26 protein-coding genes and 1 pseudogene are annotated in these 24,654 nt (G+C 36.4%); 9 read left to right on the forward strand and 18 right to left on the reverse strand.

Annotated features, from left to right (window positions below; genetic code table 11):
• Nucleotides 1-67 precede the first annotated feature (67 nt).
• A complete protein-coding gene (locus MHH81_RS12900) occupies nt 68-421 on the forward strand; it encodes a hypothetical protein (protein WP_340921853.1) in 354 nt (117 codons plus the stop codon).
• Nucleotides 421-894 carry a hypothetical protein gene (locus MHH81_RS12905; protein WP_340921855.1) on the forward strand — a complete coding sequence of 158 codons (474 nt, stop codon included), beginning with the start codon at nt 421-423 and terminating at the stop codon, nt 892-894. The genes MHH81_RS12900 and MHH81_RS12905 overlap by 1 nt, the downstream gene beginning before the upstream one ends.
• A 155-nt stretch (nt 895-1,049) precedes the next feature.
• On the opposite strand, the pseudogene MHH81_RS12910 reads toward MHH81_RS12905, so the two are convergent.
• The 10 genes and pseudogenes from MHH81_RS12910 to MHH81_RS12955 all read right to left on the reverse strand — a co-directional run.
• Nucleotides 1,050-1,553: pseudogene (locus MHH81_RS12910) on the reverse strand (transposase); the annotation flags it as partial.
• Between the two features lie 548 nt (nt 1,554-2,101).
• Complete coding sequence (gene phoU, locus MHH81_RS12915) at nt 2,102-2,761, reverse strand: phosphate signaling complex protein PhoU (RefSeq protein WP_340921857.1); 660 nt, start codon at nt 2,759-2,761, stop codon at nt 2,102-2,104.
• An 18-nt stretch (nt 2,762-2,779) separates the two neighbouring features.
• A complete protein-coding gene (gene pstB / locus MHH81_RS12920) occupies nt 2,780-3,580 on the reverse strand; it encodes a phosphate ABC transporter ATP-binding protein PstB (protein WP_340921859.1) in 801 nt (266 codons plus the stop codon).
• A 27-nt stretch (nt 3,581-3,607) separates the two neighbouring features.
• Complete coding sequence (gene pstA, locus MHH81_RS12925; RefSeq protein WP_340921862.1) at nt 3,608-4,486, reverse strand: phosphate ABC transporter permease PstA; 879 nt, start codon at nt 4,484-4,486, stop codon at nt 3,608-3,610.
• Nucleotide 4,487: 1 nt separating this feature from the next.
• Complete coding sequence (gene pstC / locus MHH81_RS12930; RefSeq protein ID WP_340921863.1) at nt 4,488-5,435, reverse strand: phosphate ABC transporter permease subunit PstC; 948 nt, start codon at nt 5,433-5,435, stop codon at nt 4,488-4,490.
• An 83-nt stretch (nt 5,436-5,518) separates the two neighbouring features.
• Nucleotides 5,519-6,493 (reverse strand): PstS family phosphate ABC transporter substrate-binding protein, encoded by a 975-nt coding sequence (locus tag MHH81_RS12935; RefSeq protein WP_340921865.1) that lies wholly within the window; start codon nt 6,491-6,493, stop codon nt 5,519-5,521.
• Nucleotides 6,494-6,670: 177 nt separating this feature from the next.
• Complete coding sequence (locus MHH81_RS12940) at nt 6,671-8,872, reverse strand: peptidoglycan D,D-transpeptidase FtsI family protein (protein WP_340921867.1); 2,202 nt, start codon at nt 8,870-8,872, stop codon at nt 6,671-6,673.
• Between the two features lie 306 nt (nt 8,873-9,178).
• Nucleotides 9,179-9,787 (reverse strand): superoxide dismutase, encoded by a 609-nt coding sequence (locus MHH81_RS12945; protein WP_340921870.1) that lies wholly within the window; start codon nt 9,785-9,787, stop codon nt 9,179-9,181.
• Between the two features lie 117 nt (nt 9,788-9,904).
• Nucleotides 9,905-10,384 carry a DUF456 domain-containing protein gene (locus MHH81_RS12950; protein WP_340925243.1) on the reverse strand — a complete coding sequence of 160 codons (480 nt, stop codon included), beginning with the start codon at nt 10,382-10,384 and terminating at the stop codon, nt 9,905-9,907.
• On the reverse strand, nt 10,384-12,015 hold the full coding sequence (locus MHH81_RS12955; RefSeq protein ID WP_340921872.1) for a Na/Pi cotransporter family protein: 1,632 nt from the start codon (nt 12,013-12,015) through the stop codon (nt 10,384-10,386). The genes MHH81_RS12950 and MHH81_RS12955 overlap by 1 nt, the downstream gene beginning before the upstream one ends.
• 171 nt (nt 12,016-12,186) lie before the next feature.
• Here MHH81_RS12955 and MHH81_RS12960 point away from each other — a divergent pair, with 171 nt between their 5' ends.
• From MHH81_RS12960 to MHH81_RS12975, 4 genes are all read left to right on the forward strand, one after another.
• The gene (locus MHH81_RS12960) at nt 12,187-12,687 is read left to right on the forward strand and encodes a DUF1189 family protein (RefSeq protein WP_340921874.1); all 501 of its coding nucleotides are present in this window, start codon (nt 12,187-12,189) and stop codon (nt 12,685-12,687) included.
• Between the two features lie 48 nt (nt 12,688-12,735).
• Entirely contained in the window at nt 12,736-13,065 is a 330-nt protein-coding gene (locus MHH81_RS12965; protein WP_340921876.1) for a hypothetical protein, read from the forward strand.
• Between the two features lie 91 nt (nt 13,066-13,156).
• On the forward strand, nt 13,157-14,281 hold the full coding sequence (gene ispG / locus MHH81_RS12970; protein ID WP_340921878.1) for a flavodoxin-dependent (E)-4-hydroxy-3-methylbut-2-enyl-diphosphate synthase: 1,125 nt from the start codon (nt 13,157-13,159) through the stop codon (nt 14,279-14,281).
• A gap of 12 nt (nt 14,282-14,293) precedes the next feature.
• The gene (locus MHH81_RS12975) at nt 14,294-14,872 is read left to right on the forward strand and encodes a hypothetical protein (protein WP_340921880.1); all 579 of its coding nucleotides are present in this window, start codon (nt 14,294-14,296) and stop codon (nt 14,870-14,872) included.
• A gap of 1,044 nt (nt 14,873-15,916) precedes the next feature.
• Here the strand turns inward: MHH81_RS12975 and MHH81_RS12980 are convergent.
• From MHH81_RS12980 to MHH81_RS12990, 3 genes are read right to left on the reverse strand one after another with little or no spacing between them, the layout of a single operon-like run.
• Nucleotides 15,917-16,327: a Fur family transcriptional regulator gene (locus MHH81_RS12980; RefSeq protein WP_340921882.1), complete on the reverse strand. Its 411-nt coding sequence runs from the start codon at nt 16,325-16,327 to the stop codon at nt 15,917-15,919.
• Nucleotides 16,324-17,172, reverse strand: a complete 849-nt coding sequence (locus MHH81_RS12985; protein WP_340921885.1) for a metal ABC transporter permease — start codon at nt 17,170-17,172, stop codon at nt 16,324-16,326. Before MHH81_RS12985 ends, MHH81_RS12980 begins: the two co-directional genes overlap by 4 nt.
• On the reverse strand, nt 17,169-17,936 hold the full coding sequence (locus MHH81_RS12990; RefSeq protein ID WP_340921886.1) for a metal ABC transporter ATP-binding protein: 768 nt from the start codon (nt 17,934-17,936) through the stop codon (nt 17,169-17,171). The genes MHH81_RS12985 and MHH81_RS12990 overlap by 4 nt, the downstream gene beginning before the upstream one ends.
• A gap of 102 nt (nt 17,937-18,038) precedes the next feature.
• Between MHH81_RS12990 and MHH81_RS12995 the strand changes: the two genes are divergently transcribed.
• Nucleotides 18,039-18,299, forward strand: a complete 261-nt coding sequence (locus MHH81_RS12995; protein ID WP_340921888.1) for a hypothetical protein — start codon at nt 18,039-18,041, stop codon at nt 18,297-18,299.
• A gap of 20 nt (nt 18,300-18,319) precedes the next feature.
• On the opposite strand, the gene MHH81_RS13000 is transcribed toward MHH81_RS12995, so the two are convergent.
• Together MHH81_RS13000 and MHH81_RS13005 are read right to left on the reverse strand one after the other, a co-directional pair.
• Nucleotides 18,320-19,207 (reverse strand): deoxyribonuclease IV, encoded by an 888-nt coding sequence (locus tag MHH81_RS13000; protein ID WP_340921891.1) that lies wholly within the window; start codon nt 19,205-19,207, stop codon nt 18,320-18,322.
• 12 nt (nt 19,208-19,219) lie between these two features.
• The gene (locus tag MHH81_RS13005; protein ID WP_340921892.1) at nt 19,220-20,521 is read right to left on the reverse strand and encodes a DEAD/DEAH box helicase; all 1,302 of its coding nucleotides are present in this window, start codon (nt 20,519-20,521) and stop codon (nt 19,220-19,222) included.
• 103 nt (nt 20,522-20,624) lie between these two features.
• Here MHH81_RS13005 and vrrA point away from each other — a divergent pair, with 103 nt between their 5' ends.
• Nucleotides 20,625-21,248 (forward strand): VrrA/YqfQ family protein, encoded by a 624-nt coding sequence (gene vrrA / locus MHH81_RS13010; RefSeq protein WP_340921894.1) that lies wholly within the window; start codon nt 20,625-20,627, stop codon nt 21,246-21,248.
• A gap of 66 nt (nt 21,249-21,314) precedes the next feature.
• Nucleotides 21,315-22,292 carry a 4-hydroxy-3-methylbut-2-enyl diphosphate reductase gene (locus MHH81_RS13015; RefSeq protein WP_340921896.1) on the forward strand — a complete coding sequence of 326 codons (978 nt, stop codon included), beginning with the start codon at nt 21,315-21,317 and terminating at the stop codon, nt 22,290-22,292.
• Between the two features lie 32 nt (nt 22,293-22,324).
• On the opposite strand, the gene MHH81_RS13020 is transcribed toward MHH81_RS13015, so the two are convergent.
• The 3 genes from MHH81_RS13020 to cccA form a co-directional block, all read right to left on the reverse strand.
• Entirely contained in the window at nt 22,325-23,443 is a 1,119-nt protein-coding gene (locus MHH81_RS13020; RefSeq protein WP_340921898.1) for a Nif3-like dinuclear metal center hexameric protein, read from the reverse strand.
• A 3-nt stretch (nt 23,444-23,446) separates the two neighbouring features.
• Entirely contained in the window at nt 23,447-24,139 is a 693-nt protein-coding gene (locus MHH81_RS13025; RefSeq protein ID WP_340921900.1) for a tRNA (adenine(22)-N(1))-methyltransferase, read from the reverse strand.
• A 150-nt stretch (nt 24,140-24,289) separates the two neighbouring features.
• Nucleotides 24,290-24,652: a cytochrome c550 gene (gene cccA, locus MHH81_RS13030; protein ID WP_340921903.1), complete on the reverse strand. Its 363-nt coding sequence runs from the start codon at nt 24,650-24,652 to the stop codon at nt 24,290-24,292.
• Nucleotides 24,653-24,654: the final 2 nt, after the last annotated feature.

A 24,654-nucleotide genomic window follows, 5' to 3' on the forward strand; every position in this document is an offset into this window, starting at 1 on the left:
AAATTATTCAAAGTTTTTTAGTATATGGTAGAATAAGGAGAAGAACTTAATAATTGAGGTGAATACAATGGACTTTTCCATCATCATAATGATTATAGGTATACTTTTAATTGTTATTTCGTTTTTCGTAAAAGATTCGTCAAAAAAAGTAGAAACAGAAGTCGAAGAACTCTCTTTTACATTGTATCAAGAAACGAGTGCCATTAAACGTAGACTTAAAGTAGTGGAAGAAGAATTAATGATTGAATCAACAAAGCTTACCATACCGAAAAAGGCACCAATTAAAAAACCAATAATACATGAAATAATTAAAAATCAAGTATTGGAATTGCATAAACAAGGTTACTCTTTAAAAGATATTAGTATACGCTCTTCTTTAACTGTAGAAGAAGTAAAATCTGTCGTAGGTGGTGGCATTTAATGAATAGATCTGCCATCCGTTTTTTTGGAATAGGACTGTTTTTAGCTGGCGCAGCTTTCCAAGTGCAGCATATGCTTAAAGATAAAGAAATAGCCTCTACAAGCGCAATTTCACAACAATCATATGATGAGGCGCAACAAGAATTAACACAAGTGAAACAGCAATTAGCTGCCCTTCAACTTGATTTACAAAATGCACAAAAAAAGCAAGCTACTACTCCTGTAGCACAGAAAAAAGAAACACCTGAAAAATCGGCGTCTGATGGGACAAGAAATATGGTACTCATCATTCAATCCGGTATGAATTCAAATGATGTCGGCTCTTTATTAGAACAATCGGGTGTTATTCAAAACAAACTCGATTTAGAGGATTATTTACAAGCACAAGATTTATCTAGTCGCCTTCAAATTGGTGAATATGAACTCCATTCTTCCATGACCATCAAACAAATAGCAGAAATAATAACGAAATAATATACAAAAATAAGAAAAGCGCAAGCTCCCTTTAAGTACAATACCTGTTCGCAGACGTTTCCGAATTTCTTTGGAATGGGCTTTAGCTACATCATCATTACCGCTCGATTATTTGGAAAGGAGGATCGTGACTAGCGTCACGATCCTCCTTTCCTTTTTCGGTAATCTTGTGAATTCTCTTCTAAAAATTCTTTTGGTGATTTTTGAGTATAACTTGCTTTTGTATGTGTGGTATCAACAATGATTGCTTTACTTCTGAGGATGTTCTTTTCAAGTGCTATTTCTACCGTTTTCCCAATAAGCATGTCTAATAAGCCGACATCTTGTAGACGAAATCGACGGAATTATTTCGTTAATGAACTGCTATCAATGACTGGATCTTCTGGAACCATCACTAAGAAATATTTAAACGACATTTCATATTTCGAACGCTCTACTACATCCACATCTAATACATCAAAAATCACTTTCAATAATAGATATTTGAACATGTGAATCGGTGGTATCGCATTGCGTCTATTGTCTAAGCAGTATTTTGTTATTAATTCTTCCAAGATAAAAGTAAAGTCCACCAGTTCATTGATTTAGAGAAGCATATTATCTTTTTCGTATAGTGCCATGTAAGGGCTTAAGTGAAGGTATACTTGATTTGAAAATATATATTTTACGTGGAATAAAGTGTAGTAGTTTTCCGCTATAGGCGGACGCTTTCCGCGGGGTGAGCGATAAGCCATCACCACAGCTCACGCGTCGTTTGTAATGTCTTATCTGTCTCACTCATCCCGCTGGAGTCACCGCCTGTCGCTTCAATCAACTAAGTCATAAATGTTCGTATTTTAATGACAAAGTACTATTTATGAAATTAACTCGAGTATTTATTTTATGGTGTGGAGTGGAAGGCGGCGACTCCAGCGGGAAAAGCGCGTTCAGGTGAGACCCCGCAGGAGCTTGCGACGAGGAGGCTCACGGACCGCCCGCGGAAAGCGTCCGCCTGCAACGGAATCACCTAGAAGTTATATTTAATCAAGAACTCGCTTTTTGATTAATAGACTTTTTCAGTTGCCTCATATTATACCGTTGTTTTTTAAGCATATATTTTGCGGTAGAATCCGCCTGGATTCTACCAATTAACAACAATGTAGTTTAACAAAGCCCTAAAAAAAGCGCATGATACTCCTCCTAGAAGGAGGGCTCATGTGCTTTCTTTTTAATTATTTAACTCGTAATGCTTCCCTTTTAACAGGTATAATAAACGTTCTGCCATATTTGTCGCATGATCTGCAGATCTTTCTAGGTAGCGGCAAACAAAAGAGAGTTGAGTTATTTGACCCATTTGGGTTGGTTGTTCAATTCCAACTGCAAGAAGTGTTTTGATAGCATGACCATACATTTCATCTATTTCATCATCTTGCTTTGCAATTTTCTTAGCTTCTTCCATATCTTCATTAATAAACGCGTCTAAAATTTGTTTTAACATCGCAATAGTCTTGATACGCATTTCATCTAATAAATGAATTGGTGCGATATGCTCATCCTTACCTATCCGTATTGTTTCTTTTGCTATATTTACAGCATAATCACCAATACGTTCCATATCAGCAGCAATTTTTACAAGCACCATTAATCTTCTTAAATCTCTAGCAACCGGTTGTTGCTTAGCAATTAGTAAAATAACACGATCATTAACCTCTTCTTCCATCCGATTAATATGAACATCGTTATTAATTACTGTAAGTGCACCTTCAATATTGTTTGCTAGTAAGTGATCCATAGAATCATTTAATGTTTGAATAGCAGCATTACTTAGTTCTAGTAGTAATTCCTGTACTTTTTTTAAATCTGCATCGAACTTCTCTCTTCCCACCATCTCCAATGTCCCCTTTCCTTATCCGAAACGCCCTGAAATATAATCCTCTGTACGCTTATCTTCAGGAGTAGAAAAAATTACATCTGTATCATCAAATTCGACTACTTCACCATTTAAGAAAAATGCAGTTCTATCTGAAATACGTGCAGCCTGTTGCATATTATGCGTCACAATAATAATCGAATAATCTTGTTTCAATTCTTGGATCAATTCTTCTACTTTCAATGTAGAAATCGGATCAAGCGCTGATGTAGGCTCATCCATTAAGATAACATCCGGTTCAATAGCAAGACAACGAGCAATACAAATACGTTGTTGTTGCCCACCAGAAAGGCTATAGGCATTCGTATTTAAGCGATCTTTTACTTCATCCCAAATAGCCGCTCCACGTAAACTTTTCTCTACAATTTCATCCAGAATTTTTTTATTTTTAATGCCATGAATTCTTGGTCCATAGGCAATGTTGTCGTAAATTGATTTTGGAAATGGATTCGGTTTTTGGAATACCATTCCAACTTTTGTACGTAGCTCTTCTACACCATAATCTGCATCGAAAATATTGCGTTCCCGATATAAGATTTGCCCAGAAGTTTTCACTGTAGGCACTAGTTCCACCATTCGATTTAACGTCTTAATATAAGTGGATTTACCGCAACCAGATGGCCCAATAATTGCCGTTACTTCATTTTCTTTTATTTGTAAGTCAATATTTTTAAGGGCATGATGATTTCCATACCATAAATTCAATTGTTGTGTATTGTATACGATACTTGATGATTCATTTTGTAAAATTGATCCTTTTTCTAACGATTGTACCATATTAATTCCCCCTAATCACGATTTAGCTTAGTATCTTTTTTGGAATTTATTCCGAATAAATATTGCGATTGAGTTCATGATCAACAAGAACATCATGAGAACAAGAATTCCTGCAGAAGCAACGTATTGAAATTCTTGTTGTGGTCGTTTTGCCCAATCATAAATTTGCATAGGTAACGCTGTAAACTGGCTCAATAGATTCTCTGGTAAAAACTGAATAATAACAGGTACTCCAATTACTACTAAAGGAGCTGTTTCTCCAACTGCTCGAGATAGAGCTAATATTGCACCTGTAAGAATACCAGGAATAGCTGAAGGTAAAACAACCTTTGTAATGGTTTGCCATTTCGTTGCACCCATTCCATACGATGCTTCTCGAACATCTTGAGGAACTGAACGAATTGCTTCTTGAGCTCCAACGATAATGACAGGTAATATTAACAAACTCATCGTCAATCCAGCAGCTAAAATACTATTCCCTAGCGCTAAAGTACGAACAAAGATAGTCAAACCAAGTAACCCGAATACAACAGAAGGAACACCTGCAAGATTTGAAATATTCATCCGAATAAAATCATTTAGTTTATTTTTCTTAGCATACTCTTCCAAATAGATAGCTGAACCAACTCCTAATATTAAGGAAACAGGTGCCACAACGCACATTAACCAAATGGAACCAACTAAAGCTGCCTTTATCCCTGCTTTGGCAGGAAAGCGAGAGCCAAAGTTTTGAAAGAATTCAGGTGTCAAATAGCCAACACCCTGTGTGATAATTCGATAAAATAGAATACCAAGTGTAACTAAAGCAAATAATGTTGCTATAAAGAAGATTGTTTTAAAAACGCGATTTATAATAAGTCGATTATTCATTCTTTTAATGACTGATTTGTGATTTACATATTTCATCTTAATATTCCTCCCGGTATTTTTTCGAAATAACGTGAGCAATATAGTTCATCAATAGTGTAAACAAGAATAATGTAAAACCTACTGAGTATATTGAATAATAAATCGTTGTTCCATATCCTGCATCACCCGATGACACTTGAACGATATATGCAGTCATTGTTTGAATGGAATCTGTCACATTTAAATCGAATTTTGGCGTTGATCCACCCGCTAACGAAACGATCATTGTTTCACCAATTGCTCGAGACATAGCAAGTACAACGGAAGCAATGATCCCTGATAAAGCTGCAGGTAACACTACTTTTAGCGCTACTTCTAATTTTGTAGATCCCATTGCAAGAGCACCTTCACGAATCGAGTTTGGCACGGATGACATCGCATCTTCCGATAATGATGCAATCATTGGTAATATCATAATTCCTACAACAATCCCTGGACTTAATGCATTAAAGATCTTTAAGTCAGGAATAAATTGTTGTAAAAGTGGTGTTACAAACGTTAAAGCGAAGAACCCATAAACAATCGTTGGAATTCCAGCTAATACCTCTAGGATAGGCTTAATAATTCTTCGTGATTTATCACTTGCGTATTCACTTAAAAATACGGCAGAACCAATTCCAAATGGAACTGCAACAATAGCTGCTATGAATGTTACTTTTAATGTTCCAGCTATTAAAGGTAAAATGCCAAATAATTGTTCCGTATTTCCAAAAGGAAACCATTCTGTTCCAAATAGAAAATCAGTTACTGGAACTCTTGAGAAAAATATTCCTGTCTCCACGATTAAAGTAAAAACGATTCCAAAAGTCGTCAATACGGAAACAGATGCAATAAGTAATAGAATAATCGGAATGATTTTCTCTATTATTTTTTTCTGTTTTTTGCTATTTGATCTAGCAATTAGCTCTTGAACTGATGGTTGACCAGTTAATTTCTTCTGAGCCATGGTGAATCCCCCTTTTACCAAACGAAAGAAAAGAGTAGCAAGCCCTGCTACTCGTTTCTTACTTTTCAGATTGACCTATTAATTTATTTTAAAGCTTCTAAATCAGCTAAACCTTTTTCGTAATCAGCATCTGGAAGTTTTACATATCCAACTGCTTCTGACATTGCTCCAGCATTTTCAATTGTATATTTCATGAAATCATAAAATGCAGGATTTTCTTTAATAGCACTATTTTTAGCATAAACGAATAGTGGACGAGATAGTGGTGAATATTCTCCAGATTCAATTGTTTCGTTTGTTGGTTCTACACCCTCAACTTTAACAATTTTCAATGTATCTTTGTTCGCTAAGTAGTAAGCATATCCAAAGAAACCAATTGCATTTTTATCGCCTTGTACACCTTGTACTAATACGTTATCGTCTTCAGAAAGTGTAGCAGATTTTACTAAGTCAGCTTCATCAAGTACTACTTCATCGAAGTAATCATACGTACCTGAATCTGTACCTGGTGAGTAGAATACGATCTCTTCATCTGGCCATTCCGGGTTAATATCAGACCATTTTTTCGTTGTACCGTCTTCAATCCACATTTTTTGTAAATCTTCCACTGTTAAAGAGTCTACCCAATCATTGTCTTTATTTACTACTAATGATAAACCGTCATATGCAACTTTGAATTCAGTGAAATCGATACCTGCTGCTGCAAGTGCTTCTTTTTCTTCGTCTTTGATCGGACGAGAAGCGTTAGAGAAATCAGTTTCTCCAGCGATGAACTTTTCAAAACCGCCACCTGTTCCAGATACACCTACAGTTACTTGAACTTTATCTTGTACTCCAGCATATTCTTCAACAATCGCTTCCATAATTGGAGCTACTGTACTTGAACCATCACCAGCTACCTGTCCTTCAAGTACTGCCTCTTCTTGTGTGTCACCAGAAGTTGTTTCTGATGCAGTTTCAGATGCAGTCTCTTCTTGGGTTGTATCATTTCCACAAGCTCCAAGTGTTAATGCTGATCCTACCATTGTTGTCATTAATAAGTACTTCCAGTTCTTCATCAGGTAAATCCCCCTAAATGTTTTGTTTTTCTTTCTTACAAACCTTACTTTAAAGGTTACATGTTGAGACGATATGAATGTATTGTAAAGGTTTTGTAAAGAGGGTATTCAGGATGTTTATATAATACAGAAAAAGGTCATCCTAATTAGATATTAGGATGACCTTCTTTTTCACCATTATTCGGTTTCTTCTTCATCAATCTTATCATTAGTAAACGCTGGTTTTATAGTTGGCGTAGAAGAGGATTCATTCTCTTTTAACACATCATTCTTTTTTTGTATCTCAAAATACTTGTCAACTACCTCACGCGCAAGTGCACTCGTATAGTTCGATTCATAAACTGACGCTTCCGATGCCCAAGGCACGACAATTGCATATGCAATTTCTGGATTATCATAAGGAGCAAAACCAATATGGGTTAGATTGACTGTTTGAAAACTTTTTCCTTGCGCAGCATCATAAAAGAAGGACTGAGCAGTTCCAGTTTTCCCTGCAGCCGTGTATGGTGCGTTTGAAAAAGCTCTTCTTGCGGAGCCATTGTTACCAAAATATACACGTTGCATCCCTTGACGAACTCGTTCGATTTCCGCTCTTGTGTTATCTACAGTATTTAGAATAGTCGGTTCTATTTCTTTCACTAATGTACCAAATTGTGTACCATCAACAGACGGCTCTCGAATTTCTTTCACGACATGCGGCTTTATTCGACTACCACCATTTGCAAGTGTGGAAACAAACTGCGCAAGTTGTAGTGGAGTATAGGTATCATATTGGCCAATACTTAAATCTAATAATTGACCATCTTCCACTCCACCCATTACACCCGAAACCTCTCCTGGTAGATCAATTCCAGTTGGTACCCCTAATCCTAATTGTGCATATCCATTTCTCATTTTGCTAAAAGCATCCGTCCCAAAGTTAATCGATTGATTTGGTTGATATGTTCGACCGGCTATACTGTACGCGACTTTGAACATATATACATTGGAAGAACGCTCAAGAGCTTCTAAATCATTTAGTGCTATACGGGAATTTCTATTAAAAACAGAGCTTTTTGGTTGAGATCCCTTTATGCGAATAGGTTCATCAATCAACACGTCACCAACTGACACTGCTCCTTCACGGTAACCAGTTAGCAACGTAGCTGGTTTTACGGTTGATCCTACTTCATAAGCAGTTGTAAAGGAACCAAATGCATAATCATTAACCGTTTGTTTTCCGGTAACCGAGTCTTTTCCAATTTGCTTTCCTACCATTGATAATACTTCTCCTGTATAAGGATCTAACATTACTAAAAATGCACGGTCTAAATATTTTGTTCCTGCATTTTTTTTCATTTCTATTAATTTCTTTTCAAAGATAGTCTCCATCTCTAGTTGTAGTTCACTGTCAATCGTCAGCACTAGATCTTTTCCGGGTTCACCCTCGTACACTGTTTGTACATCAATGACGTTACCTTTACCATTCGTAATGTTTTTGACAACACTCTTTTGACCTTGTAATACTTCTTCGTATTGCTGTTCAATATAACTTTTTCCAACTCGGTCATTTCGAGTATAATCTCTAGATAAAAAATAATCTAAACGGTCATTTGGTATCCCTTCTTTTGGTGATGTTGTACTACCTAAAATAGCAAGAGATGAATTTTTCACCCTTCTCCAGTCTGTGGTTGTATTTACTCCACTCAATTCACCTAGTCTTTCTGAAACTTGAGCAAATTCTTCTACTGTTACTGGATCTTTGACATCATCCCCTTTAATGATCTGTGGGGAAAGTGCATAGCCAGAAGCCATGTCGCGATAAATAGCAATTACTTCCAACTCTTCTGGTGTAAATGAGTTTAATTGCTCATCGGAAATTTTGCTTCTAATCAGTCGATCAATTGCAATATTTTTTTCTTTCTTCGATAATTCTTCATCACTTAGTATTTTGTTACGAGCTTCATCTGTTATTAAATCTTGCGCTTCTTCTTCGTTTACGTAAAGCCAGTAGTCTTGCAAGTCTCTTTTAGTAATATTATCTGTCTTTTTTACGATTAAATTACTTAACTTCTTTGCAGTCTTGTACATCTCTTCTGCTTTCGTTGTTTGCACTTTCGTATACGTAATCGCTCGTTGCGGCTTATTATCCACTAAAATTCTACCTTCACTATCAAAAATACGTCCTCTCGGTACGCTTGTATTTACAGCAACTTCCTCTGTTCTCTCTATAGCTCTTGTATAGTCTTCGCCTTTAACAATTTGCAAGAATCCTAGACGCAAAATGAGGATCGTAAAAAGGATGAATATTGAAAAGAACAGTATATTCATGCGAAATGTAATAGTAGCTCGTTGTTTTGCCTTTATACTTTGTGCACGCTTATTCGAAATTTTCCGCATGTGATTCACCTACTTATTTATTAAATTTACTTATGTATTAGTGTAACATAAAAAGCACACACTTTTAGACGAAAAAGTGTGTGCTAAGTTTCTTTATTTATCGGATTCTGTTAAACTTTCATGTTGTTATGGACGAAAATCCGCTCGCTTTCCGCGGACGAACTCCCAAGCCTCCTCACTCGTAAGCCCGCTTGGGGGTCTTGTCAGCCCGTTTTTCCGCAGGGATCTCGCGGATTTTCGTCACAAAATTTATCCTTCTAAAAATAACAGTGTAATTTAACAGAGGTAATTATTAAGTATTTTTAATTACTTCGCAGAAGCGTAGCGTTTTGATACTTCATCCCAGTTTATTACATTCCAGAATGATCCGATATAGTCAGGACGACGATTTTGGTAGTTTAAGTAGTAAGCATGCTCCCAAACATCTAATCCTAATAATGGCGTTTTACCTTCCATGATTGGAGAGTCTTGGTTAGCTGTTGAAGAAACTTCTAATTCTCCGTTAGCTACTGATAACCAAGCCCAACCTGAACCAAAGCGAGTTGTAGCAGCTTTAGCAAACTCTTCTTTGAATGCATCCAAGCTACCAAATTTTGCATCAATTGCTTGAGCTAATTCACCTGTTGGATTTCCGCCACCGTTCGGTGAAAGGATTTGCCAGAATAATGAATGGTTTGCGTGACCTCCACCATTGTTACGAACTGCAGTGCGAATTCCTTCTGGAAGTGCGTCTATGTCTGCAATTAACTCTTCAACTGATTTCCCTTGAAGATCTGCATATCCTTCTAAAGCGTTATTTACGTTTGTTACATAAGTATTGTGGTGTTTCGTGTGATGAATATTCATCGTTTCTTTATCGATATGTGGTTCAAGTGCGTCGTACGCATAAGGTAATTCTGGTAATTCGTATGCCATGTTTGTTTCCTCCTAAAGAATATTTTAGTAAAATTCTTTCCGTTTATTAGCGTATCAAAATAAGAGAAAACGTTCAATTAAAAACACCCGAAAATATCCTCATACTTTTGACCGAACTTAGATAAACAGAATAAAAACAACTAACATGACGGTAAGAACGATAACTTTCACAACGGAAGAAGTAAGAAAACCTATTAAAGAACCTATTCCCGAATTAATTGCTTGCTTAATGCCTTCTCGAGTGACGATTAGTTCCGCTATGACCGCTCCTAGGAATGGTCCAATTAAAATTCCCGCAATTGGGATCACAAATGGACCGAAAATTAACCCAATTGTACTTCCCCATACTCCGGCTTTAGTACCTCCAAATTTCTTGACCCCAAAAGCATTTGCCGCCATGTCAGCACTAAATAATAAAACAACGAATAGTACTTGAATTATCCAGAAAAGCCAGTTTAACTCTGCAAAACTGAAAAATAATCCATACAATATATACCCTAGTAACATAAAAACAACTGATGGAATAATTGGATAAAAGGTTCCAACAAAAGCAATGATAAAACTAGTAATTATTAAAATCCAACCGATAATTTCTATCATACACGATTACCTAAAATTGCATCCGCAATATTCACAGAATGATCTCCTATTCTTTCAAGATTACTTAAAACATCTACATACATAACACCAGCATGCCCTTCACATACCCCATCATTCAATCGCAGGATATGATTTTTCCTAAACTGTCTTTCCATTCGATCAATGACATTTTCTTGTTCCGCCACTTCACGTGCTAATTGATTGTCATTTAAATCTAACGCTTCTATTGCCTTTTTAACTGTATCGATTGTCAGCTCAAACATTTCTGACAGATCTTTCATTGCATCTGCTGTTAGCTCAAAATGATGTTCCCCTTGATAATCTATCAATTCAATAATATTTTCAAAATGATCCCCGATCCTTTCAATATCACGTACCGTGTCCAATAACATAAAATGTCTACTTGAATCTTGGCTTGAAAGAGATTGTGACGATATTTTCACTAAATAATTTGTTATTTTCGCATCTAAATGATTAATTGCATCTTCTAATTGATAAGCCTCTTCTGCATCATTCTTATTTCTTAACTTTAAATAGGCATATGTTTTTTCTAGGCCTTGGATGCTAAAATTCCCCATCCTTAAAATCTCTTCTTTTGCTTGCCCTATTGCAATTGATGGAGCTTCTTCTATAAAATCCTCTTCTAAATGTTTTGGTTTATATTTTACCATCGTATCTTCACCAGGTAATAATTTTACTAACAAAAATACCCATGCACCTATCAGTGGAAACTGTAGAATAACATTTACAACATTGAACGTACCATGTGCAAATGCAATCTGCATTTTATTTTCTAATGATAGAACACTCGAAATCCATTCTAAATACAACGTAAATGGTGTTAAAAAAATTAGGAAGACAAATGCGCCTACGACGTTAAATAATACATGTGATGCAGCTGCTCTCTTTGCACTAACCGATGCACCTAAAGAAGCAAGTATCGCTGTTATCGTCGTCCCAATATTATCTCCAAATAAAACGGGTAACGCACCTCTTAAAGAGATTAAATTCTCTGAATAAAATCCTTGTAAAAAGGCTACAGATGCACTTGAACTTTGAATAAGCATGGTCATCACTGTTCCAGCAATAACTCCTAATAACGGCTGATTACTCATACTTAAAGTGAAATCTGTAAAGTTATTAAGCTGTTGAAGTGGGCTCATCCCACTCATCATTAATTCTAAACCTAAAAATAGTCCACCAAATCCAAAGATCACCTCTCCTACGTTTTGGATCGGCCTCTTTTTAAAAAAGAAAATGAAAAATGCACCTATCGCCATAATTGGTAATGCATAATCTCCTATTTCAAAACCGAATACAAATGCCTTAATAGTTGTACCTATATTAGCACCCATAATAACTCCAATAGACTGTCGAAGTGTCATAAAACCGGCACTAACAAGTCCAATTATTATAACAATCGTCCCTGCACTCGATTGAATTAGTACTGTAAAAAGTAACCCAGCTATAACTCCCATAAATGGATTAGTTGTATATCGGTCTAACAAGTCTCGTAATTTATTTCCAGCAGCTTTTTGTAAGCCGTCACCCATAAACTTAATTGCGAACAAGAAAATTCCCAATCCGCCAAAAAATTCAAAGAGCATCTGTTGCCAATTCAGCTCCATGTCGTAATTCAACTCCCATTTCGACAATTTTCACATGTACTTTACAAAACTAAAGTATAAAGGAAATGTAAAGAGAATGTATATACTTTTATAATTTCTTAACACTTTCGAATCATTTTTTTGTTTCCTATCTTCAAAAAATGTTAAAATAACTTAGAAAGGGTGTCTTCCATGAGTTTATTCCAAATTTTCAAAGCAAGTTTACATAGTCCAAAAAAAATTGCCGCTTTTCGACTCATTACGATTGGCAAAGTGATGCAGTACATATTTTGTTATATTTTCATTATGTCTATTATTTCTTTCGTTCTTTTTATAAACGGAATTTCTGGCCAACATACAAGTATGGAAGGAATACTCGAATATTTTTCTGAAATTCTTTGGTTACTCTATCCTTTTGCTTTTGTTTTTTTATTTGTATTAAATACGTTATTAATCTTTGTACGCATAAGTATATTTGCATATATTGGCAGTCTTATACTTCAGTTGAGAAAACGAAAAGGTGAATATCGTCATATTTGGCGAACTACACTCTTTGCTAGTACTTTATCGATGATGTTGTCTATAATTTTCGCGTTATTACAATGGTCGAGTACCTATATTCAGCTTATAATCTATGGGATTACCATTATCTATTTAACTCTAGCTTCTAAATACTATCCTATTAAAAGATAATCATATAATCTCCTTGTCCTGCATAACTTTTGACAAGGAGGTTTTTTCATGAAAATATTCGTAGCAACTATTCTACTCTTAATCTCGTTCTATATTGTGAAAGTAGATTTATTTGAAGGAACAATTCCACTCGCTTATTCAAATGAACCTGAAGTCGAAAAATGTTTAGAAACGCTCGATTTTATTTCCGTAGAGGTTGTTGCTGGAGATACTATATATTCCTTATTTGCAATATACCCTTCCAATGAATCCATTTCTTTTACGGAAAGGTTAAGTGACTTTTATACATTGAATCCACACCTTGTCAATCAAACATTCAGAGCTGGAGAAAAAGTATTGTTACCGGTGTACACAGCATCTGCGCAATGCAAAAAATAATAGGTAGAAGTTTCTTCCTTGTCATTTCATTAGAAAGACTGATAAAATGAAGGATAGTGATGGCATAAAGCCTCAAGAAGGAGAGAATTTCATGAGTGAAATAATTCATCGTTCCAAAACTCGTCCCGTTCGAGTTGGAGACTTAACAATAGGTGGCAGTAACGAACTATTTATTCAAAGTATGACGACAACCAAAACACACGATGTAGAAGCAACAGTTGCAGAAATTTTGCGACTAGAAGAAGCGGGTTGTCAAATCGTTCGTGTCGCATGTCCAGATGAACGTGCTGCGTATTCAATCGGTGAAATTAAAAAACGGATTAATATTCCACTAGTTGTGGATATTCATTTTGACTATAAACTTGCTCTTATTGCTATTGAGCAAGGTGCAGATAAAATTCGCATTAACCCAGGTAATATTGGACGTAAAGAAAAAGTGGAAGCTGTTGTAAATGCAGCTAAAGCAAAAGGTATTCCAATTCGCATTGGAGTAAATGCTGGTTCTCTTGAGAAAAAAATTCTAGAAAAATATGGATACCCTACTGCAGATGGTATGGTTGAAAGTGCACTACATCATATTAAAATTCTAGAAGACTTAGATTTTCACGACATTATCGTGTCGATGAAGGCTTCTGATGTAACACTAGCAATTGAAGCATATCGTAAAGCATCTCAAGCATTTGATTATCCTCTACATCTTGGTATCACAGAATCCGGAACACTTTTTGCCGGTTCAATTAAAAGTGCTGCTGGTTTAGGGACATTGCTTTCTATGGGTATAGGAAATACAATGCGCGTTTCATTAAGTGCTGACCCTGTAGAAGAAGTAAAAGTGGCTCGTGAACTCTTGAAAGTATTTGCTTTATCATCTAATGCAGCTACTTTAATCTCTTGCCCTACATGTGGTCGTATTGAAATCGACTTAATTTCGATTGCAAATGAAGTAGAGGAATATATTTCTCATATTAAAGCACCGATTAAGGTTGCAGTTTTAGGATGCGCAGTTAACGGTCCTGGTGAAGCTCGAGAAGCAGATATTGGGATTGCAGGGGCTCGCGGAGAAGGTCTTTTATTCCGTAAAGGGAAAACAGTTCGTAAAGTACCAGAAGCAACTATGGTTGACGAATTAAAAATCGAAATCGATAAAATAGCTGCAGAGTATTTTGCAAAGCAAGAATTAGAAAAACAACAAGAGATAGAGAAACAACAAGCATAAGGAGATGTTGAAATGACGAACATTCGATTCGGAATCGATATAGACGGGACCGTAACATGCCCTACTTCTTTGCTTCCTCATATTAATAGTGCGTTTAATTGCAATTTACAATTAGACGACATTAAAGAATATGATTTAACTAAAGCATTTCCAGTGACCGAAAAAGAGTTTTACGAATGGTTTAAAAAAGAAGAATCAGTTATTTATGCAACTTCTCCAATTCAGCCAGACGCACACGCTGTTTTGTCCGCATGGAAGGAAAAGTATGAGTTATTTTTCATTTCTGCACGTGGAGAAAATGTAAGAGATGTCACGCTTAATTGGTTTAAAGAACAAGAGTTACTGTATGATCATATTGAGTTAATTGGCACGCATAATAAAATCGAAACTGCTAGAAAACATGGCGTCCATGTCTTCTTTGAAGATAAGCATGACAATGCAGTGGAAATTCATGAAGAATTGGATATCCCTGTTTTATTATTTAATACACCATACAATCAACAAGCTGCTCCAAAAGGTGTAATTCGTGTGAATAATTGGCTGGAAGCAAATGAATGGATTGAAAAAGAATTTGCGATGGCAATAAAATAAACGAGATAAGGATAACCTTTCAAAGGGTTATCCTTTTTTCTTCTTATTAAAAGTATAAGGAGAATATCCATTACACGGCTGTTGATTATCCAATTTGCCCCATTAAAAATTTCACGAGAAATGCGCAAGAATCCCATTTTGCACTTGTACGTTTTTGATTTCGCTTTGGACGAAATGATCACTACATCATTACCGAGGGCTAAGTGTAGCAGGAAGTGACTGCGTCACTTCCTGCTACACTATTTCCGATAATCTTGTTGTGGATATTTGTCCGCCACTTACCTACAACGTTCAAAATAAAACGGCAATTGATTTGGAAAATGAAAGAATAGCTACCTTTTTATTTATAGTGGAAGTGCCTGAAGATGCAATTTCAGGCACTCTATCGCTTTCTATCATGTGTTCCTTGCTTATTTTTTGCAAAGTTAATGCCTGCAATATAGTGGTGCTATATTGAAAAGCGACACTTCCTTCAAAATGAAGAGGCGGAAATACAATAGAGAAGGACTGAGCAGCCAAAATTGCATCTTTGGCTGCTTATTGTATAAATAGGAAAGTGGCTATTCTTTCATTTCCAAAAGCTTTGGCACTTCTATTACAAGTGGCTTTGGAGAGTGACGGACGGACGACTACCACACGATTATCGAAAAAAATGCAGAGGGATGCGACTTTGTCGCATCCCTCTGCATTAAGAAATCTCGATAATGGTGTAGAACTCGTTCAGTTCCAAGCACTCCAAAAGCACCTATACATATAGTGCCTAAATTTTGGGAGCTCTAGTACCTCTCAAAAAAAACGGATCATTAGCTCTTTTACAAGAAGGATATATGGTAAAATTACCGATTAATTTTTTCACTTCCAGTTATAAATATCTTTTGATTTGAACAAATTGTACAATTGGCTTTGTAATATAAGCGATACATAATCTCGCAGATTCATCACAAATTTTATACTTCTAAAAAACAACAACCTAATTTAATAGAGCCTATAATAAAAAAAGTAGTGAAAGCCATGGATATTGGCCCTCACTACTTCTTATTTTTTTCAATGACATTCCGGACAGTTCCCGTAAATCTCAAACTTATGTTTTTCAATTTGGTAGCCTGGTATCGAATTTTGAATTACTTCCATTGGGCAAAAATTAATTTCTTTTATATTGCCGCATCTCATGCAAATAAAATGGTGGTGATGGTGGTCCATTTCACATTGCATACGGAAATGCTTCTCTCCTGTTAACTCTGTTTCTTCTAAAATACCAAGCTCTACAAACGTACTTAAATTGCGATAGATCGTATCATAGCTCATCCCTGGATGCTCTTCCATCATGACATTTAAAATATCTCTAGCTGTTATATACTTTGTGGTTTCTGAAAAAATTTTTAAGATTTGCTCTCTTTTATCTGTTTTTTTAAAGCTTTCTTTTTTAAGAATATCCCATGCTTTTTCTATATTCACGGAGACTCAACTCCCTTTCTCCCCATCTTTTTCGACAAAATAGTAAGAAGTAAGATAACAATAGATGTTACAACAATGGTACCCCCTGGAGCTAAATCTAAGTAAAACGCACTTACTAACCCAATAATGACAGCTAATTCTCCAAATAATACTGAAAAAATGATCGCTTGCTTAAAGCTTTTGGAAATACGCATTGCTGCAGCTACTGGTAATGTCATTAACGATGACACTAGCAAAATGCCAACAATTCGCATAGACCCAGCAATAACTAATGCAATTACAATCATAAATAACAAATGAACCCACTTCGCAGGTAATCCAGAAGCTTTCGCATATTCTTCATCAAACGACAGAACAAATAATTCTTTGAAAAATAGCGTTAAAAATAATACAACGATAAAAGCTATACATAATACAATCCACAAATCTTGCCGACTAACAGCAGATACAGAGCCAAATAAATAACTAAATAAATCAGAACTAAACCCTTCTGCTAACGAGATAAAAATAGCTCCAAAACCTAATCCTGCTGACATAATGATTGGAATTGCTAATTCTTCATAATGTTTATATAATCTGCGTAATCTTTCAATAAATAAAGAACCTGTAACCGAAGCCACAATACCCAAATATAAAGGATTTAATACCGCTAAAGCACCTATTGATTGACTCAAATACAAGCTTCCTGCAATCCCCGCAAGTGTAACATGACTCAGTGCATCAGCTATTAGGGAAAGTCTACGTACAACTATAAATACGCCCAAAAGAGGTACAATAACCCCAATGATTAGGCCGGATGCAAATGCATTTTGGAGAAATTGATATTGAAAGATCGAATCGATCATGATTGCACCTCGCTTCGATGTTCCACTTTGCGAACTGCGTGGCCATACCACGCTTCTAATTGTTCTTCACTCATTGCTTCCATATCATTCTTAAATCCGTGGAAATGTATACGCTGATTAAGACAAGCAACATGACTAATACTTTTGGAAACCGCATCTACATCATGTGTAACTAGTACAATTGTGATATTATGTTCCCGATTTAAATGCGATAACATATGATAAAACGAACGAACATTTTTACTATCTACTCCAACGGTTGGCTCATCTAATATTAATACTTTAGGGTTACTAATCAAGGCTCTTGCAATAAAAACACGCTGTTGTTGCCCACCAGATAGATCTCCAATGTTCTTCCCAGCGAATTGCTCCATACCCACTGCTTTTAGAGCTTGTCGAACTTGCATTTGCACATCTTTCGGATAACGATGAAATAATCCTATTTTTTTCACTAATCCACTTCGCACTACTTCCCCTACTGTCGCCGGAAATCCTGTATTAAATGAATTTGATTTTTGGGACACATACCCTATCAATTCTTTTCCTTTGAATTGATTGGCTGGCTTACCGAAAAGAAATACCTCTCCTTTAGTCGGTTTTAATAAGCCTAGCATTATTTTTAATAATGTAGACTTTCCAGATCCATTTGGCCCAATGATTGCTAAAAATTCTCCTTCTGCAATCGTTAGATTAATATCAATCAATGCCTTCGTTTGTTCATATTGGTACGAAATATTATTTAAATTTATTAATGGTGTAGCCATTTTATTTCCTCTATTCCAATTCATAATGATTACGATTTACAAAGTTAAAGTATAGAGGAAAACTCGTCATGTGTAAATAAAATTGCTTGAAAGGATGTTTTAATGGATATTGCGAAGTTTGTTCTTCAGTTACAAAGTTGCTCCAAAAAAGAATTTAAAACAATCATTAAAGGGTTTGATATTAAATTATCCGATAAAGAACTGGATGGTGTCTATCCATTGCTAAAAGAAATATCTATTACCTGGCTTGTGCTTGGTGTACCAATTTCCATTCAACAAAAACTTATTCAAATACTTGGAGAACAACGGGCAGGCGCGCTATATCAAGAAATAATAGAAAAAGCACCTTCCTCTTTTCGTTGAAAAGAAGAAGGTACTTTAAATTAATCTCGTAATGCGTCAATTGCTTCAGGGTTAAATGTTTTGGAACGAAGCATTTCAATTTCGTATTTATATGGAGCTTGTTTCGATTTAGCATCTACTCCTACGAAAGGTGTTTCTAAGATTTTCGGAATATCCGTTAGCTGTGGATGATGCACTACGTATTGGAGCGCATCAAAGCCAATCTCCCCAAAGCCAATATTCTCGTGTCGATCTTTAGCTGCTCCACGCACATTTTTACTATCATTAATATGGAGTACTTTTAAACGATCGATACCGATAATTTTATCAAATTGATTTAACACTTCATCGAAATCATTTACGATATCATAGCCAGCGTCGTGAATATGACAAGTGTCTAAACAAATAGACAGACGATGATTATTGCTAACTCCATCAATAATTTGGGCTAATTCATCAAATGTACGCCCACATTCAGAGCCTTTTCCTGCCATTGTTTCTAAAGCAATTTGGACAGGGAAATCTTGTGTTAACACTTCATTAAGGCCTTCCACAATTTTCTGAATTCCAGCTTCAGCTCCTGCTCCAACATGAGCTCCTGGATGTAACACGATCTGAGTTGAACCAATTGCTGCTGTACGTTCCACTTCTTTTTGTAAGAAGTCAACGCCTAAAGCAAATGTCTCTGGCTTAGTTGTATTGCCAAGATTAATAATATACGGTGCATGTACAACAATGTTAGACATCCCATTATCTTTCATATGTTGTAAGCCTGCTTCTATATTAAGTTCCTCGATTGGTTTTCTACGAGTATTTTGAGGTGCACCCGTATAAATCATAAATGTATTTGCACCATATGAAGCTGCTTCTTTGCTTGATGCAAGAAGCATGTCTTTTCCACTCATCGAAACATGTGATCCTAAAAGCAATGGAAAACCTCCTTATTTCTGACGGTTTTTAATACGGCGTTCTCTTTTCTTCACTTTATCCATTTCCCATTTCATATTACGTTTATAGCCTGGTTTTACTTTTTTCGGTTTACGCACCATAGACTTCGCTTTTGCATCTATTTCATTTTCATTTTTTGTACGATTTTTACGAGCGTGTCTTTCTTTTAACTCAGACCACTCACCATTTACAACATCCTTGTGCTCTAATGGTATGCCCATTTTTTCAATACGAACTAATGCATCTTCATCAGAAGGCTCATATAAAGTAATTGCTGTACCAGTTAAACCAGCACGAGCAGTTCTTCCCACACGATGAATGAAAAACTCTAAATCCTCTGGAATTTCGTAGTTAATAACATGACTTACTCCTGGAATATCAATACCACGTGCAGCTAAATCAGTAGCTACAATATATTGGAACTCTAGTTCATGAATTTGTTTCATCACACGTTTGCGATCACGAGGAGAGATATCTCCATGAATAACCCCAACCTTATTTATTCCATTACCTTGTAAGTAATTAGCTACTTCATCCGCATGCTGTTTCGTATTCGTAAAAATGATCGCTAAGTATGGATTAATCCCTTCGATTACATCCAACAAACGTTTTTTACGTGATTTACTACGGACTGGGACAACGGTAAAGTCGATTCCATCAGCAACTGGACGTTTATCTCCCATTTTAATATGCACTGGTGAGTCCATATATTTTTTCAAGAATGGTTGTAGTTTTTCAGGAATAGTAGCAGAGAATACAAACATCTCTAATTGTTCTGGCATACGAGATGCGAACTGATCAATTTCATTTATAAATCCAAGGTCAAATGCTAAATCCGCTTCATCTACTACTAGAATTTTTGAAGTGTGCACAAGTAATGCTTGTTCAACAGTTAAGTCACGCAGTCTTCCTGGTGTTCCAACAACAATTTGTGGTTGCGTCTTTAATTTCTCAATGGAACGTGCTTTGTCAGTACCACCAATGAATAGTTTTGTTTGTATTTCTGTACCTTCTACTAGCTTATTCAACTCTTTATAAATTTGAGTTGCAAGTTCTCTTGTTGGTGATGTAATAATTGCTTGTACTTCTTGTTTACTAGCATCTATTTTTTCAACAATTGGGATCAAAAAACTATGTGTTTTTCCTGTTCCAGTATGTGCTTGACCAATCGCACTTCTCCCTTTTAAAACTAAAGGAATCATTTCTTTTTGAATTGGCGTTGGTTCTTGAAAGCCTAGTTTATCAATTGCATTTTGCAAAAAAGGCTGAAAATTATAATCTGTATATTTGGACATTTGAGTCCCTCCCTCACATTTCTTTATTGTACCACGATTGTACATAAAACGTATAATTTGCATAGAATAGATTAGTCTGTATTGTTCGAAAGGAGATGAAAAAATGCGCTACCAGTCTTTTTATCCATTCGCTCAACCACGTGGAAATGATTTTTTTAATATCAACAATTCTGCACCACTCAATACGCCCCCACCTGCTCAAGATATGTTTGTCCCACCTACTAATGGTCCTGCAAGCGGTCCTGCAACTAATCTGTTTAGACAGTTCCAAGGAGCCCTAGGTGGATTTCAACAGGGAGACCCAGGTGGGTTTCAACAAGGACCCTTTGGTGGCTTCCAACAAGGAAGCCCAGGTGGATTTCAGCAAGGAGGCCCAAGTGGCTTCCAGCAAGGAGGTCCAGGTGGATTTCAGCAAGGCGCCGGTGCTTTAGGTGCCCCACAACGAGGCGCTGGTGCTGGTGGAGGTAGAACCATGTCGTATTTACAAACCGCTGATAAATTTATTAACACAGCCCAACAGCTTACACCAATGGTTAGACAGTTTGCACCAATGATTCAAAATGTACCAGCACTTCTTAGGCTATATCGAGGGTTTCAGGCCGCTCCAAATGTCGCTGCAGCTACAACAGCTACTAATGCAGGTGCAGCAGCAGCTCCAGTTGCACGTGCTGCAGCTGCCGTGACGAATGGGCTTTCTCTTCCACGAATTTTTCAACCACCATTTTAATCTTTTGTAATCATCTATGTGCTCCGTTATAATATGAGTATGCTCGTATTGAAGGGAGTTTCAGAAATGATTGTACAAAAAATTTCGCCTAGAGGATATTGTTACGGTGTAGTGGATGCAATGGTAATTGCTCGTAATGCTGCACTTGACAAATCTCTCCCTCGGCCAATATATATTTTAGGAATGATTGTCCATAACAAACATGTGACAGATGCTTTTGAAAAAGATGGAATTATTACGTTAGATGGTGAAAATCGTTTGGATATCCTTTCCAAAGTAGACAAAGGTACTGTAATTTTCACTGCACATGGGGTATCCCCAGAAGTAAAAGAACTTGCTCGTCAAAAAGGATTAGTATCTATTGATGCTACTTGCCCTGACGTTACAGTTACTCATGATTTGATTAAAGAAAAAACGGCAGCAGGCTTTGACATCATTTATATTGGTAAAAAAGGGCATCCGGAGCCAGAAGGTGCTATCGGCGTAGCGCCAGATAAGGTACACCTTGTCCAATCATTAGAGGATATTGAACATTTAACACTAAATACGGATAAACTACTCGTAACGAATCAAACTACTATGTCCCAATGGGATGTTAAACACTTGATGGAAAAACTACAAGAAAAGTATCCGCATATTGATGTGCATTCAGAAATTTGCCTTGCTACACAAGTAAGACAAGAAGCTGTTGCCCAACAAGCAGGCGAAGCTGAACTATTAATTGTTGTTGGTGATCCGATGAGTAATAACTCTAATAGACTGACACAAGTTTCGGAGGAGATTGCAGATACACCTTCTTATCGAATAGGAGACGTTTCGGAATTGAAGCTAGAATGGTTAGAAAATGTTCAGCATGTAGCGGTTACCGCTGGAGCATCTACTCCTACACCAATTGTGAAAGAAGTCATTCAATTTTTAGAGAAATACGACCCAAATGACCTTTCTACTCATGATACTACGAAAAAAGTACAGTTGGAAAAGATTCTACCGAAAATAAAAGTTCCAAAACCAGTCAATCGAATTGAACCATATACAATGCAATAGTTAAAAGCTGCTTCCTCGGAAGCAGCTTTTTCTTATACTAACTGAAATGGTTCTGTTGAAAGCTTAGATGGAATGAATGTACATGCAAGTTTCTTTTCGTTACATGCTGAATTCATATAATCAGCAACTCCTACTTTCATAATCTGCTCCACATGATGGCCTGGATCAATTACAGCTAGGTTAATAGCCTCTGCATCCTGCGCCACATGAAAGTACAAATCTCCAGTTATAAAGACATCCGCACCTGCTCTTTTAGCAATTTGAATGTATTTATTACCGTCTCCACCAAGCACAGCAATTTTTTGAACAGTCTTCTTCATATCTCCAACCACCCGTACAAATGGGACACCAAGCTGCTGTTTTACTGTTCGTGCATATTCTGCAAGTGTGACTGGGTTTGGCAATGTACCAATTCTTCCAAGTCCTTTTTCGTTCACTTCTGATTCTAATAAGATTAGATCATATGCTGGTTCTTCATAAGGATGAATAGACAGCAAAGCTTTTAATAGTCGATTTTTCATAGTAACTGGAAAAACAACCTCTATTTTATCTTCCTTTACTACGGTAAGTTCATTCGCTTTACCTATATAAGGATCGGCATTTTCAGAAGGTTTAAAACGCCCTTCCCCACTCGAAGTAAAACTACATGCATCATACTCTCCAATTTGACCAGCTCCTGCTGTATTTAAAGCACCTCTTACTTGCTCTGTCGATTCTTTTGGAGTGAACACCGCTAGTTTCATCAACTTCTCGGTAGACGTTGGTTCTAAGATTTTCACATTTTCCAATTGTAATTGATTTGCGAGTAAATCATTAACTCCACCAGTAGCTATATCTAAATTAGTATGCGCTGCGTATACTGCAATGTCATGCTTAATTAGTTTTTCTATTAAGCTTCCTTGTGGTAAATCTGTACGCATATTTTTTAACCCTCGATAAATCGGTGGATGGTGTGCGATGATAAGTTGGCAATCGCTATCTATTGCTTCCTGTACTACATCAGGGTTGACGTCTAGTGTTACGAGCACTTTGGAGATAGGCTTATTTAGAGTACCTATTTGAAGTCCTACGGGGTCTCCTTCTACAGCAAGCGACTTAGGGGCCCATTGTTCAAATAGTGAGATAAGCTGTTGACCATTTGTTTCCTTCATTTTTTATAGCAACTCCCTCACCAATGCGACTTTTGTCTGCAGTTCCTCTTTCTTCGACTGAACATCTGTTGTCAATGGTATGTTATTTAACTGGTCAATAATTCGTTGCCATTCGTTAATTTCATTCTTCCATTTTTTCTTATAAACAGGTGATTTTTCCTTCAGCAATATTGGGCCTAATAACAGTTCTTCATCAGTCAGTTCCATTTTACCTTTTTTAAGTACTAGAATTTCATAAATCTTATCATGTTCTTCTAGTATCGTTTCATTTACAATTTTCCACTTCTCTTTTATTGCCCACTCCCGAATTGCTTTCGCATGAATATTAGGTTGTAAAATTAATGTATCCACTGTGGAGAGTTTTTTCTTTCCTGCTTCTAAAATAGAAGCAATTAGTGGACCTCCCATTCCGGCAATTGTAATGGTGCCTACATTATCTTCTTCTTTTACAACTTCTAGACCGTTTCCAAAACGTACATCTATATTTTCTTCTAAATTTTCACTTTTCACTTGCTTTTGTGCCGATTCAAAAGGTCCTTTTACAACCTCACCCGCAATTGCGTTTGAAATTATTCCTGCATGCACTAAGTAACAAGGTAAATAGGCATGATCACTTCCGATATCCGCTAAAATAGTATCTTTTTCAACAAAGGAAGCGACCGTTTTTAGTCTTTCCGATAAATTTTTTGCATTCAATAGTAAACACCTCTTCTTTTAACATTATAGCAAAGAAAAGCGTATGACGCCTGTAATCTCTAAGAGCAAAATTTTATACTTACGCACTATTCAAGTAAAAAAGACCTCGATTCTATACAGAATCAGAGGCCTCTTTATTAGAATTATTGGTTACTCTAAAGATTTAACCCAAGTAGCCATAGCGTCTAGGTTTTCTTCTGGTACTAAGCCAGCTGGCATAGCGCCTCTACCTTTTGCTAATACTTCTTTAATTTCCTCTTCAGAAAGTGCAGTTCCTACTAATTTTGGTCCCACACCACCTTCATAACTGTTACCGTGACAACCGATACATTTACCTTGAGCAAGAGCTTCAGGATCAAAGTTACCTGCTGCCGCTTCTTCACCGCCACCTTCAGCAGCATGCTCCGTTGCCATTTCTTCTTTATTATTTACTCCATCAACAGATAAGAAGAAAATTAGACCGATACCAAATGCCATGATTAAGATAAATGGAATTATTGGATTCTTTTGCATTG

Source organism: Psychrobacillus sp. FSL H8-0484 (assembly GCF_038005325.1).
In the GTDB taxonomy this organism is placed as follows: Bacteria; Bacillota; Bacilli; order Bacillales_A; family Planococcaceae; genus Psychrobacillus.

Coding starts and splice junctions, on each gene's coding strand:
- MHH81_RS13015 (WP_340921896.1), top strand. CDS start 21,315: ATGATTGTACAAAAAATTTCGCCTAGAGGATATTGTTACGGTGTAGTG.
- MHH81_RS12990 (WP_340921886.1), bottom strand. CDS start 17,936: ATGGCTACACCATTAATAAATTTAAATAATATTTCGTACCAATATGAA.
- MHH81_RS12900 (WP_340921853.1), top strand. CDS start 68: ATGGACTTTTCCATCATCATAATGATTATAGGTATACTTTTAATTGTT.
- MHH81_RS12965 (WP_340921876.1), top strand. CDS start 12,736: ATGAAAATATTCGTAGCAACTATTCTACTCTTAATCTCGTTCTATATT.
- ispG (WP_340921878.1), top strand. CDS start 13,157: ATGAGTGAAATAATTCATCGTTCCAAAACTCGTCCCGTTCGAGTTGGA.
- cccA (WP_340921903.1), bottom strand. CDS start 24,652: ATGCAAAAGAATCCAATAATTCCATTTATCTTAATCATGGCATTTGGT.
- phoU (WP_340921857.1), bottom strand. CDS start 2,761: ATGGTGGGAAGAGAGAAGTTCGATGCAGATTTAAAAAAAGTACAGGAA.
- MHH81_RS12985 (WP_340921885.1), bottom strand. CDS start 17,172: ATGATCGATTCGATCTTTCAATATCAATTTCTCCAAAATGCATTTGCA.
- pstB (WP_340921859.1), bottom strand. CDS start 3,580: ATGGTACAATCGTTAGAAAAAGGATCAATTTTACAAAATGAATCATCA.
- MHH81_RS12940 (WP_340921867.1), bottom strand. CDS start 8,872: ATGCGGAAAATTTCGAATAAGCGTGCACAAAGTATAAAGGCAAAACAA.
- MHH81_RS12955 (WP_340921872.1), bottom strand. CDS start 12,015: ATGGAGCTGAATTGGCAACAGATGCTCTTTGAATTTTTTGGCGGATTG.
- MHH81_RS13005 (WP_340921892.1), bottom strand. CDS start 20,521: ATGTCCAAATATACAGATTATAATTTTCAGCCTTTTTTGCAAAATGCA.
- MHH81_RS12905 (WP_340921855.1), top strand. CDS start 421: ATGAATAGATCTGCCATCCGTTTTTTTGGAATAGGACTGTTTTTAGCT.
- MHH81_RS12945 (WP_340921870.1), bottom strand. CDS start 9,787: ATGGCATACGAATTACCAGAATTACCTTATGCGTACGACGCACTTGAA.
- MHH81_RS12960 (WP_340921874.1), top strand. CDS start 12,187: ATGAGTTTATTCCAAATTTTCAAAGCAAGTTTACATAGTCCAAAAAAA.
- MHH81_RS12935 (WP_340921865.1), bottom strand. CDS start 6,493: ATGAAGAACTGGAAGTACTTATTAATGACAACAATGGTAGGATCAGCA.
- pstC (WP_340921863.1), bottom strand. CDS start 5,435: ATGGCTCAGAAGAAATTAACTGGTCAACCATCAGTTCAAGAGCTAATT.
- pstA (WP_340921862.1), bottom strand. CDS start 4,486: ATGAAATATGTAAATCACAAATCAGTCATTAAAAGAATGAATAATCGA.
- vrrA (WP_340921894.1), top strand. CDS start 20,625: ATGCGCTACCAGTCTTTTTATCCATTCGCTCAACCACGTGGAAATGAT.
- MHH81_RS13020 (WP_340921898.1), bottom strand. CDS start 23,443: ATGAAGGAAACAAATGGTCAACAGCTTATCTCACTATTTGAACAATGG.
- MHH81_RS12975 (WP_340921880.1), top strand. CDS start 14,294: ATGACGAACATTCGATTCGGAATCGATATAGACGGGACCGTAACATGC.
- MHH81_RS12995 (WP_340921888.1), top strand. CDS start 18,039: ATGGATATTGCGAAGTTTGTTCTTCAGTTACAAAGTTGCTCCAAAAAA.